Source organism: Nostoc sp. UIC 10607 (assembly GCF_047228265.1).
In the GTDB taxonomy this organism is placed as follows: domain Bacteria; phylum Cyanobacteriota; class Cyanobacteriia; order Cyanobacteriales; family Nostocaceae; genus Nostoc; species Nostoc foliaceum_A.
The window spans coordinates 91,991-104,207 of record NZ_JBIQNW010000008.1 but is presented as its reverse complement, the minus strand read 5'-3'; the positions used below and the strand labels follow the sequence as shown (position 1 = coordinate 104,207).

Here is a 12,217-nt window from a genome sequence, read left to right as displayed (position 1 = left end):
GAGGTAGAGAACGCAATCTAGGAGCGTTCCCACTAAAGTTAGATATCAGGGCAATAATGACTGAGTATAAGTTACCTGTCACATCAAGCAAGCTTTAGCAAAACATAGACGGGGAGCATAACCTATCACTTTTGATGATGGGAAAAATTTAAATCCCTAATTCTAAAGCAATAGTTTGGCTGGATAAAGCAATGTCTACAATGGACTATGCCTACGCTTGTTTATTTGTTCACAATTGTACATTCTTAGATTTTAATTACAGGATATAAAGAGTTTTATAGAGCAGTAATACTCACTGAGTTATTTACAATTCTTGACTTTCAATGTTTCAAGTAAAGTTTGTTGTCTTTTAAATTCAACAGCCCCTATCAACTGTTAGTCTTTTAAGTAATGAAAGCAAGGTTTGAGCGTAATTATAAGCGTCTCAATTGCTTAACAAAGCTTAAAAGTTGGATAATTAGCGTTAATTTTATAGCGATTAGTTAGTTCTTCAGGAATCTCCAAGAGTTTACATTCACCAAGTACACAACTTCCACAAACCGAACTCCGAAACCCGATGATGAATCATTACTCACTTCAATGGATTGAGGCATGGTGCCAAGAAAATGGCTGGACAGATTTATTTGTAGAGCGACGTAACAACTTCTGGGCTTTCCCTCCGGGTGGGGTAATGCCGGAACCAATTCCAGTTCACGTTCTCAGAGTGATTAAAGCCGAGAAGGGATTGACTTTTGAAGAACGATTGTGGTCTATGTCCGCAGTAATAGGTACAGTTCTAGCTGTTCTTTTTACCTTTTGGTTCCAGTCGCCGATGCCATTAGTTATGGCTTTCGCTTTTAACGCCGTTACGGTGGCTCAATTTGAACTTGAAGATGCCTAAATTCTTTTTTTGGGCTTTGCTATTAAAAACTGCTCTTGTCTACTTTCAGCAAGAGCAGTTTTTAATTTCAGAATAAGAGACGAAATCACTACAGTTTCAGCTAAAAATTATTAGTTATTCATTAATGAATTCTGTTTCTTGGCAGAGCAAATATTGTAATATATTAGCATTTGACAGATACCTCAGTTACATTGCTGCGAAACTTTACCATCGCTTCACTAGCGCCAAAATGTGCTGCAATCTGAGGTAACAGCATCTTTTGTTGTGTCGCCCATAATAAACCACGTTTGGGAATTTGAAGGCATCCCCCTAGATAAGTTGCTTCATCTTCGTTGTTTTGTTTGCGTTTTGGTAGTCCAGTTACCGAATCAAAGCCAACAGGCTTATGATTGAACAACACATGAGCTATTTCATGCATCAGACTTGATTCATACCGTGCAGGTGAATGACGCGGGTTGTATACAATCCATAGTGGGTTATAGCGTATAATCCCTGCTGACCACCCATCGCTAGCAAGTAATACTCCTACTTGCTCTTGCTCTAAATTCGGAACCTGACCAGGTGTAAAAAGTCTTGCTCCTAACTTGGTTGCTAGAATATCTGCGGGTAACGGTTCAAACGATCGCACTCGAAGTAAGCTTCGTTGTTCAGTTGCGATCGCTTCACAGCGTTGCCTAAATTCCGGCGAGAGACTTTGAATTAATGACATATCTTTAGGGATCTTGCTTCAATTAGCCATCATTTTGAGAGAGATCACGATACGCTGCTTTGACTAAGGATGCTAAAGCATTCGCGATCGCTGGATCAAGATTTTTGTCAGCGCGTAGTTGAATAGCGATCGCTTCAGGCGTATCCAGTTGATCCTCCTCTGAGGTTCTAAACAACTCAGCAGGTGGCACTTCTAGCCAGTTACAAAGTGCCACAAAAGTTTCCATATCCGGCATTTTTCCACTCTCTACTCGTGAAAGAGTGGATGGACTAACATTACCAATCTCCGCCGATGTTTCCCGTAGTCCTCTGCTGCCGCGTTTTTTGCGGACTAGGCTTGCTAACCGTTCTATATCTAGATAACTTCCCATTCCTTTGCTCCTGTCTCACAAAAGAATAAATTGTCTCTTAGTTGACACAAAATAAATAATATTGTACGGTTTATGAAACAAATGTATCACGCTTGAAAAAGCTCGTGTTGTTAAAAAAATCCTCTAAATGAAGGATTACCTTCAATGGGAAGTAATGAATTTGATAATCTCATCCTTGGTTTAGCAGAGTTTGTCCGTTCAGATAGCAGGTATCCATATCCTGAACTGCTCCGTCATGCTCTTAATAAACTAGCTTTAGAGCTAACTGCTGTAACATACCCACGGACTCTAACTGGTCTTTTAGCATTACTCGAAAAACCTGTAAAAACTTGGTATCCAGGGCGCTTACTGCCAAAAGAGTTTGACTCTGATTTTGGTCTGCTCTATGAAGAGGGGTTGAGTGAAGAAGCAAGCCGATATTTATATGAGGAACTACTTGAAAAAACCAAGTTATCAGAGTTTGCCACCACTTTAACCAAACAAATTGCCATAGAGAATGTCCAGTTTCAGAAAATTTTGGAACGGTTACAAGAACTTTACAACAACGATAGCGATCCTGAGCGCGTTCAGCAGGAGTATGTTTTGCTGCGTCTATTTTTGATTGAGAATCCATACACAACTCCAACACAGCTTCGCAAAATATTTTCCAAAACTCGACATATTGATATTCAAGAAGTTGGCGATTTCTACCATGAGTGTGAAGAAAATGAGCCTTGCTGGAATTGCGATCGCTGCGGCCCTTTGTTTAAAAAGTATGGAAAGTTACGTGGTATAAAACCCAGTGCTTGCAACGATCATCGCCAAAATTTGCCGTTTATTCGACAAATCACTTGGAAACAAGGGCTGCGTCGTCTGAAGTTTGGTATCCATTTGCGTATTTGTTTACCGGGTATACCTGAGATGCGCTTATTTAAAGCGTTGGAAGAACTTCAAAGCAAATACTCAGATCAGCTTTGTGCCATCCATCTTTATCCAGGCATTGATCGCTATGACTTACAACTACGCTTCTGTGACCAATCAACCTGGGCTGTGGATATTAAAGATTACCGAAGCCCCTACAATTTAGCACCAAAGCTGACACCTCTATTTGGTGAGGGCGATCTGCTTTATGACGAGAGCTTTTATGTTATTCCCATCCAACGCTTGCAACAACGAGAGGACTACCTCGAAATTCTTCGTGAACAGGCGACAAAGCTGCCTAGCAGTACCCATCTTCTGAGTGATGCTGTATTTGAGGAAAGAGTTATCCATAAAATTGAGCAGTTGCGGGAAGAAAAATAGTCCATGAGTCAGATGAACTTATTTGAAGTACCGACCGAGTTTAAAGACCGCCTCGAACAGTTGAAGGAAGCAGGTTTGGATCGTATTCAAGCTGAATTGTTGCTTCAAGTAGAGCTTGGCTTTGCTCTGATAGAGTATTTGGAACTTGATGATGAGCCAGTCACCGCACCTTGGGCAATCTTGAGTGGAATGCCTTTGAGACATCCACGTTTGCAGAACTTGAATGAAATGGAACGTCGAGCGATCGCCAACACTCGCCAAATAGTTCCATTTTCCGCCCGTTTTGCTTGGTTAGGCGCACTGCGTTCTTATCTAAGGATTCCTCTAGATTGGCGTAACTATCACGAATTCACTCCGCAAAACTGGGATAGCTATATTATTAATGCTGCCAAAAACCTCCGGCATCAAGTTCATCAAGATTTGTACGAACGGTGTCTAATTGCTAATTTACATATCCGGCTTCGCAAAGTTAAACAGGTAGAAGCCAAAACCACTTATCAGTTTGAGGCAAAGACAGAAAAAGAGACAGTTATAGTACCAGTCAGATTTACACGGCAACAGTTACGAAATGCACAAATACAGCCGTTAGCTTGGTTTGCTACAACTCGTTCTCGTAGTTCGTTTTCGCTTCGTATTCCAGATTTAGAGCTAGATGCAGCATGGATTGATCGGCGAGAGGAAGCCTTAGCGCGTCAATATGGCTGGGATCAAACTGCTAGAGGACACTGGGTTGATCGCTTTCGCAAAATTAACTTCCACAAAGTTCAGCAGAACGGAACACTGTTTCCGCAAGAGGAGCAAATTCTTGAGTTAGATGGCTTCACAAATATTGCAGGCATGGTTGCCTCTGGAAAAACTACGGTTTCGCAGTTATTTAGCGTTAATGTTGTGCGGCATCATTGCGATCGCCGGATCACATTAGTCGTTAGTGATGTGCAATCAGCAATTAAACTAGCAAACCAAATTAACTGGTGGTTTTGTAACGATCCAGAGAATGATGATCCAGTAGCAGTGCCAATCTTGGGGCGCAGTAAACGCGATGCACACCTTCAGAGTTTCTCTGCTTCAAAAGATTATCAAGAACATCGACAACGCGGACAGCCTCACTGGGGTGAACGTTGGCTAGGCACAGCTTGTCCTCTCCAAGGTCAGCTAAAAGAGCGTGATTTTATTCAACTTCTAGACGGCAAAGCTCTTAAACCGGGAATTGAACCTTGTCATACTCTAAAAAAGATGCCTAAAAGCGATCGCAGCAAGCGAGGTAAAAACCTCGGTTCATCCTATTTGTGTCCATTCTTTGATAAATGCCCATCCCAACAAGTCTATCGAGATATGCCAAATGCCCGTGTTTGGATAACAACTCCTGGCGCGATGGCAATGGCAGGATTACCACGTCATTTAGACTTGCGCCCGATCAAAATCGGTGAACTCGTTAATGAACAATCAGATTTTGTGGTCTTTGATGAAATAGAAACAATTAACAAGTGGTTTGATGACACTTATGCTGAGGAGGTGGTTCTTACTGACGGTGGTAATAGCGGCGTTTTTGATGATATTGGAGTGAAAACAGAACAATTCTCTAAAACTAACCGTGTTATGCCCCCATCAACACAACGATGGACTGGCGCAGAACGTGATGCACAAAAAGCTATTACAGCAACACTAACCCTACTCGATAAACAGGTTGGACATCAAGTTCTCCGAAATTGGATCAAGCGAGGTTACTTTACACCTAACTCTCTTCTGTTCAAATTTGCGCGTCGTCTTGCTGGATTAGAAGAATTTGAACCTTCTGAATACATCTGAGGCAGTTTCAAGAGCAAATACTCAACTTGTTGAGCCAATTGTGCGCTATTTTGATGCACTACTCAACGAGGATGATCCGTTGCGGATGCAGCCTTCATCTAACCCAAACCGAGATCCAGTCTTTCGTCTGGCGCGTCTTATGCAAGAAATCAATAGTACTGGAGAAAGTGCTTCAGATGAGAATATCTACAGAGATTGCAGAGCCTGGATTATCGAATTTTTCCCAAATACAGAACAGTGTTTAGCGCAACTGCGAACAGAATTGGAGAATCGCAATCAAAGTTCTCAACAACAGCGACGTTCACCAAACGGGGATGAGCTAGATCCAGTAGATACTATTGAAACTTTGGCTTATCGCCTCCAATTTGCGCTAACAATCGCTCTTTTAGATCGGCACACTCGAATTGTCTTCTATGAATGGCACAACCGACCTCAATCAATCAACGACGAATCACCGCATGGTCGAATGCCTGCTGCAATGTTGAATATTTTGCCATTGCCTCCCACAGGACGACAGTTTGGCACTTATTACTCCAGAGGAAATGATGACGATAAAAGATCCAGATATGGCAGCAATAATGCGCTAACGTTGTTTGCCTACACCAATATTGGACGCTGCTACATTTTAAACTTTCATCGTTTATTAACAGATTTTAATGGTCAACGTGGCCCCAATGTGCTGGCACTTTCTGGAACATCCTACTTACCAGATTCTACCAGCTTTCACGTTGGTAATCCGCAGGGTGTTTTAATGCCAGAACAGGGGGCGAGAGATGCGATCGCTCAAAGCCACTTCAAATTTCTTCCCCAATTTGACCAAAAGAAAAAACCTCTCCGCATTTCTGGTAGTCCCGAACGGCAGAAAATGGGCTTGTTTCAGGAAATAGCGCGATCGCTTGTTGGTAGTAACGGTACAGGTCATTTGGGGCAAGAACTCAGAGAATTAAAACATCTTGGCGAAAATGATTTAAGTAACCATTGGAGGGATCGCGATCGCCTTCTTTTACTAGTCAACTCATACGATCAAGCTCGTTGGGCAGCAAACGAAATTCGCAATTGCTGGTCAAGTAAGCAGGACGTTGTTTATCACCTAGTTCGTGACAATGTAGATACATACACGGAAGATAACTTTGATGAGCTAGCGAAATTTGTCAAACCACCTGATAAGGGTGCGCTCAATCGTGCAGATATTGAAACTTTTGGGCAAATTAAAGGAAAGATTCTTGTTGCTCCTATGAATGCAATCGGGCGTGGTTTCAATATTTTGAATGCAAATGGTAAGGCTGCATTTGGTGCTGTTTACTTTCTGACTCGTCCATATCCACATCCACATGATACACAAGCGATCGCCCAAGAAATGAACCGTCGTGCTTTAGAGTGGGCAGATAGAGCAGACTTTCTAGCATGGCAACAAGGAGACGGAATTGTACAACGTGCTGAAAAGGTGCGCCAACTAGCGGCGCGTTACTGGCGATCGGTTGAGCAACGTTCTTACTATAAAACCCTGCGCGATAATCAGGAATTACTTGCTTTTCCACGGTTCGATCTTGCTGCAACTACTGCTGGATTAGTTATTCAAGCCGTTGGTCGTCTTTTGCGTGGAGGTGTCCCATTTCGTGGTTATTTTGTCGATGCAGCTTGGGCACCCAAGAGTGCTGCAAGGAAAGCTGATCCAGAATTATCTGAACTAGATACAGAAGAGACAAGTCTTCTGGTTGCGATGCTTCTACGAATCTGCGACTACGCCAGTGAAGAAAACACAGTGGGAAACGCGCTTTACAAGCCTCTAGCCGATGCACTGGAAGGAATCGAAGACCTGCATTGGTAAATTTTTTGTATAAAGGAATTCATAATGCCTAAAAAAGACGTGCAATCTCCTATTCTCTTACCTGCCAGAATGAATCTTGCAGAAGATGCTCTTACAGATTTAGAAATTGCGATACTTGAGTTTCCATTTGCAGAAATTGTTGCGGACTTTCGTAACAGTATGGAAGAAGTTCTCTCACCTAATGGCAAGAAAAAGGTCTGGATACCATATCGACAGTTAAACAATGGATTGCTTGCCTGTGCATCAACGTTGACACATGGTTTTGAATACTTTGGTACAGGTGATTATCGAGCATTAGCTGTAGGAACAGTTGAAAATCCGTTGCGAGTTCCAACTCCTGAGCAAATACATGAGTTAGTGATGATTTGGGCGCAGGAGTGAACAAAGCAATTTGATGGTAAGGGTAAAACAGATCAGGTAAATAGTGTTTGCGATCGCTTCCTTGAAAATATGGTCATAATTCCCACTAATTGGGATTGGCAACCTATTACTCCAAAAACGCTCATTCAAAACATCAATGCTGAAAAAGGACTGGGATACCAAGCCATTCCTAGTTTCTTAGCAACATTGCTGCATGAAAAAAAATGTGTTATTCGCTCCGGGCAAAGAGAGCAAGAAATCCAGTGGCGCAAGGTACAAGGCGATGGCTCAGGTCGTACTGGGCTATTCTTGGTCAGTCAACCATTTCCGGCACTGTACACAGATGACTATGGCAACGAAAGGGAAGGTTATTTTGTCTATCGCTTGGATTTTCGCGTTCAGACTCAAGCAGGGCGATTCAACCAAAATGGCAAGCTTCAACCGTGGATTTTTTTGCATTTAAGTTGCCAACGATATGCTCATGAGCCATTAATTGAAACTAATTATGGCCGTGATATCTCCGTCCTGATGGGGATGAATGAGGAACGTTTATCTGGTTACAAAGTAGATTCAACTTTGATACGTCTTACCATTGAGAACAATGGAAGAGAAGATAGTAATCTGTGGAAATTTCAATTACCAAATCTGCTAGCTGCATTCAAAGCGCGTCCCCTTGAAACAACCGATAACATTCGTTGCAATCCTTTTATATACGGCAATTTAGATAATCATTCTAACTGGAATAGAGATGAATATTATTTAGTTCATGCTGAAGGATATAAGTATGAACATGAAAACCATAAAAGAGGACGAGGACATAGTATTAAACCAGGATTTAGTTTACAGGAACGTGGTGATATCGTTGCTCAAGTGTTAGAGCTTCTAAACGGTGTTTTAATATCAGATAATCCAATGCAATCTGATATTCCTGCTCCATCTGGTCAAAAAACACCCTTGGCGATGCGTGATTACGAATATATTTCTCAACCTCCAAGTTTTACAAAACAACAAAAAGAAAAGCTGACTGAAAAAGAAATTAAGCAACGTGTAGATAACCGTCGTCAAGAAAGACAAACGATCATTGCTGATGCTATTGAGCGGGCATTGCAAGGAAAACCCATACATCTTTTTATTCTGTGGCGCGAACGAGATACCTATGATGTAACTTGCCAGACATTGCGTGATGCTTTCCTGCTCAATGAAGGAGAAGATTTTCCAGAGCATATCAAAGTATCATCTGTGTGGATTAACGATCCAAATCTCTTGAAACCACTCGACACAGCCGGACTCGCACTTAAAGATGGTCAAGAGTTTGATAAACAAATACGCAAGCAGCATCAAATAAAACTCGATGCATGGCGCGACTTTTTGAAGCATGAGGTTACTGCTTTAATTGACCCTACTACTAAGCCTTACTGTTTTGCGATCGTTGAAATTGGACAAACAAAAAAGAAGGGAGTTCATCCCAAACAAAGCATCTATAGAGTAGTTCGTGAAGCTTGTGTGTTAGAAAAAATCGGTTCCCAAATGGTGCAAACAGTTAGACCAAAATCATCTGACAAAGAAGATGAAAGCACAGATACATCGCCATCTTACAGCAAAAAGACAGAAGGACGTATTTTGAATGCTGTACTCGATATAACCCTACGCCAAGTTGGGGTACTCTATGGACTGCCCTCAGAAGTCTATGAACGGGCAGGAATACCAAAGGAAATCGCCCAAAATTTAGATGTAATTGCCCTTTGTCGCCGAAAAGCTACTCAAGGACAAGATAATATTCACTATGCCCTTGCTGTTCGTCTAAGGGCAACTGGTGCAGTTGATGTATTATTTCCCAATTCTAACAATTGGATTCCTTATGCACAGGCAGGGATTGCACTGGGACAAATTTTCTCACGGGTACGGTGCGATCGCAATTATCTTAAAACAATTCAGTTGAAGGGAATAGAACTTGCAAAATTTGCGGCGGATGTACTAACTCAAGTGGGTGATAAACCGACTCTTGTCTTAATCGAAGCCGATGTATGGCGTAACGAGCGTGGTGAGGAAAATGGAGGCCAAGCTTGGTTTCAACTAAAAAATGAATATCTCCTTGCAAACCGGGATGTTTTAGACTTTCAACATGTCCCAGGTCATGCTTGTGTATATCCTCGTGACCATAACCAACTTAGGAACCTGCTTGGAATAATTCGCTTCCGCACTGGCAACGAGACAACTCAATACATCACCAATCGACAAGCTTGGAATGAGAATTCTCCAGCACGAGATTTAATTCACTTAAGTGGTTTTCACGATTCCTCTGTACCTGAGTTGCTGCATTACTTCTCTATTGGAAGATTACCGCAAACACAAAAAGGCCAAGATACCTCAACAGCACGCGAACTCTATATGCTCGATTCTCAAAATGACGAATACGGTGCAAATATCGCATTCAAGCACCAGCAGATGTTAGAAATGCTTCCCTTCTTCATCCGTTCGGATTTTCAAAAAACAGAAGAAAGCCTAAAGTCACTTTGCCGAGTACCACACTACTTACGAATCTCACCAGCGTGGTCAATGGGTAATATTCATCCACCATATCCAATGCATTTAGGCAAACAATTAATCAAAGATCACTTATGCATCCTTGGTGTAGAAGTCTGAATCAATGTTTCTCATAGATGAGGAAAAAAGTACTCAGTAATCAGCACTTTTAACTCAGCTTTAATAACTTCAGGGTAAATTTAGCCTGCGTACTCAGTATTTTAAGTGTAAAAATTGTATTTAAATATATTTACTCTTATAAACTTGTGATGATCATTTCCTGGATGCTACCTTCTACAAGGTGACACAGGATTTGGAGCGGTTTTTTAACCATGAAGCGCAGACACAAAGTAGCTTATAGCTTGACATCGCTGATCAGTCTCAATTTCATATCCACCTTAGTTGCATTTGATGGAGCGAACGCCACACCACCGAGAACCCCAGATAAAAATGTCAATTGCGAGATTTTAGTTGTGGGTGGTGGACTCTCTGGCGTAGCTACAGCTTATGAGGCTTTACTAGCAGGGCGAACGGTTTGTCTCACGGAAATTACTGACTGGCTGGGAGGACAAATTTCTTCTCAAGGGACATCTGCGTTAGACGAACGCCCAACTCAGCGATCTCTCCAATTCTATTCTCGCGGCTACCTAGAATTGCGAAACCGGATTGGGCGCAAATACGGTGAACTTAACCCCGGTGACTGTTGGGTAAGTGACTCCTGCTTTCTTCCCCGCGATGCTCACACCATTTTAGTCCAGATGCTCAAAGATGCTGAGAAGCAAGGCAAAGGGAAGTTGCAATGGTTTCCCAACACGGTAATTAAGGACTTAGAAATTGCTGCTGATGGCAAAATAATTGATAGTGCGATCGCTATCCAACATCAACCACCAAAAGGCGCACCACCTCTCAATACTTTTACTTTATCTCAAAGTATTGAAGATGCTTATCGCTACGAAAACTCGTCTCGATTTACCAAAACTATTCTCCGTTTCCTCCCCAAGGCAGCGAAAGGGGATGCTCCTAAGTGGTACGTTGTAGACGCGAGCGAAACTGGAGAAATTATCGCCCTTGCTGATGTCCCCTACCGATTAGGCATTGATGCCCGTTCCTACCTGGAACCTTCGGCTTCCAGCGCCAACAATGACCCTTATTGCCCTCAAGGCTTTACCTACACCTTTGCAATGGAGGCAACCAAGGAACCGCAACCGCAGACGATGCCCCCATTTTATTTACAATACGCACCATATTTCAGCTATGAATTAACGCGACTGGCTAACTTTGATTTAGTTTTTACCTATCGTCGCATTTGGAGTCCAAACAAAGGGAAACCAGCAAAATTCGGTGGTGTAAGTTTTACTGCTGCGACACCAGGGGACATCTCCATGCAAAACTGGACTTGGGGTAACGACTACCGCCCCGGAACAGCCAAAGATAACTTAGTTTACAGTCGCCAACAGTTACAAGGGACTGGGCAGTTAAAACCAGGGGGCTGGATGGGAGGACTGCGAACAGAAACCCTCCGCAACGCTGAAGAAAATGCCCTCTCATACTATTACTGGTTAGTAGCTGGAACTACAGATTCCCAGCTGGGGGAGGGTGTAAAGCAGCAGCGAACTAATAACCGCTTTGTTTCCGGGTTAAATTCCCCAATGGGCACAGCACATGGCTTATCGAAATATCCCTATATGCGAGAGGGACGCCGCATCATTGGCCGCCCAAGTTGGGGACAACCTGGAGGTTTTACTATTTGGGAAATTGATATATCTCGGCGAGATTACAATGATGAGTATTACCGCAAAACTCTACCAGCAGATATGTATCGGCAGTTAAGAGCCGCACTATCAGGATTGGAAGCCACATCTGTAATTAGCGGTGGGATTTCACCAGACAAAGCAATGCGACGGACTCGTTCTACCATCTTTCCCGATGCTGTGGGTATTGGTCACTACGCTATCGATTTCCATCCTTGCATGGTGAATAGTCCCCCAGAAGCCCCTGGTAATATAGAACGTCCAGGTGAAAGGCGTGGTGCAGGCCTTGCTTATCCCTTCCAAATTGCTCTGAGGGCAATGATTCCCCAGAAAATTGACAATTTGCTAGTAGGAGGCAAAAGTATTGGTACCAGTCATATTGCCGCTGCTGCCTATCGAGTCCATTCTTTTGAATGGTCGGCTGGCGCAGCGGCGGGAACTGTTGCTAGTTTTGCCATCAAAAATGCGATCGCACCCTACCAACTAGTCGATGACTTACCCAAACAAGAGCCACAATTAGAAGCGCTCAAACGGCTTTTACAAAAAAATGGCAACCCCACCGCCTTCCCCGATACATCAATTTTTAACGAAAACTGGGATAATTGGCGGTAGGGCATTAGGTATTGGGCATGGGTATGGGGACTAAATTTTTCCCCATACACAATAGCTGATCTCTAACTCCCAACTCCCAAATCTCCAGTCCCCAGAC

The 12,217-nt window shown here is 42.8% G+C and carries 9 protein-coding genes; 7 read left to right on the top strand and 2 right to left on the bottom strand.

Annotated features, from left to right (window positions below):
• Positions 1–556 precede the first annotated feature (556 nt).
• Positions 557–880 carry a hypothetical protein gene (locus ACEYW6_RS10180; protein WP_190895011.1) on the top strand — a complete coding sequence of 108 codons (324 nt, stop codon included), beginning with the start codon at positions 557–559 and terminating at the stop codon, positions 878–880.
• A 163-nt stretch (positions 881–1,043) separates the two neighbouring features.
• Here the strand turns inward: ACEYW6_RS10180 and ACEYW6_RS10175 are convergent, their stop codons facing one another.
• Positions 1,044–1,589: an ImmA/IrrE family metallo-endopeptidase gene (locus tag ACEYW6_RS10175; protein ID WP_412979611.1), complete on the bottom strand. Its 546-nt coding sequence runs from the start codon at positions 1,587–1,589 to the stop codon at positions 1,044–1,046.
• 22 nt (positions 1,590–1,611) lie between these two features.
• Positions 1,612–1,959 (bottom strand): helix-turn-helix domain-containing protein, encoded by a 348-nt coding sequence (locus ACEYW6_RS10170; RefSeq protein ID WP_412979610.1) that lies wholly within the window; start codon positions 1,957–1,959, stop codon positions 1,612–1,614.
• 144 nt (positions 1,960–2,103) lie between these two features.
• Here ACEYW6_RS10170 and ACEYW6_RS10165 point away from each other — a divergent pair, with 144 nt between their 5' ends.
• The 6 genes from ACEYW6_RS10165 to ACEYW6_RS10140 all read left to right on the top strand — a co-directional run bounded on the left by ACEYW6_RS10165 (position 2,104) and on the right by ACEYW6_RS10140 (position 12,120).
• Positions 2,104–3,240, top strand: a complete 1,137-nt coding sequence (locus ACEYW6_RS10165) for a hypothetical protein (RefSeq protein WP_412979609.1) — start codon at positions 2,104–2,106, stop codon at positions 3,238–3,240.
• Between the two features lie 3 nt (positions 3,241–3,243).
• Complete coding sequence (locus tag ACEYW6_RS10160) at positions 3,244–5,046, top strand: hypothetical protein (RefSeq protein WP_412979608.1); 1,803 nt, start codon at positions 3,244–3,246, stop codon at positions 5,044–5,046.
• Complete coding sequence (locus tag ACEYW6_RS10155; RefSeq protein WP_412979607.1) at positions 5,024–6,874, top strand: hypothetical protein; 1,851 nt, start codon at positions 5,024–5,026, stop codon at positions 6,872–6,874. Before ACEYW6_RS10160 ends, ACEYW6_RS10155 begins: the two co-directional genes overlap by 23 nt.
• A gap of 24 nt (positions 6,875–6,898) precedes the next feature.
• Positions 6,899–7,255, top strand: coding sequence for a hypothetical protein (locus ACEYW6_RS10150; RefSeq protein WP_412979606.1), 357 nt, complete (start codon positions 6,899–6,901; stop codon positions 7,253–7,255).
• A gap of 69 nt (positions 7,256–7,324) precedes the next feature.
• Entirely contained in the window at positions 7,325–9,877 is a 2,553-nt protein-coding gene (locus ACEYW6_RS10145; protein ID WP_412979605.1) for an RNaseH domain-containing protein, read from the top strand.
• 212 nt (positions 9,878–10,089) lie between these two features.
• The gene (locus ACEYW6_RS10140) at positions 10,090–12,120 is read left to right on the top strand and encodes an FAD-dependent oxidoreductase (protein WP_412979604.1); all 2,031 of its coding nucleotides are present in this window, start codon (positions 10,090–10,092) and stop codon (positions 12,118–12,120) included.
• Positions 12,121–12,217 lie beyond the last annotated feature (97 nt).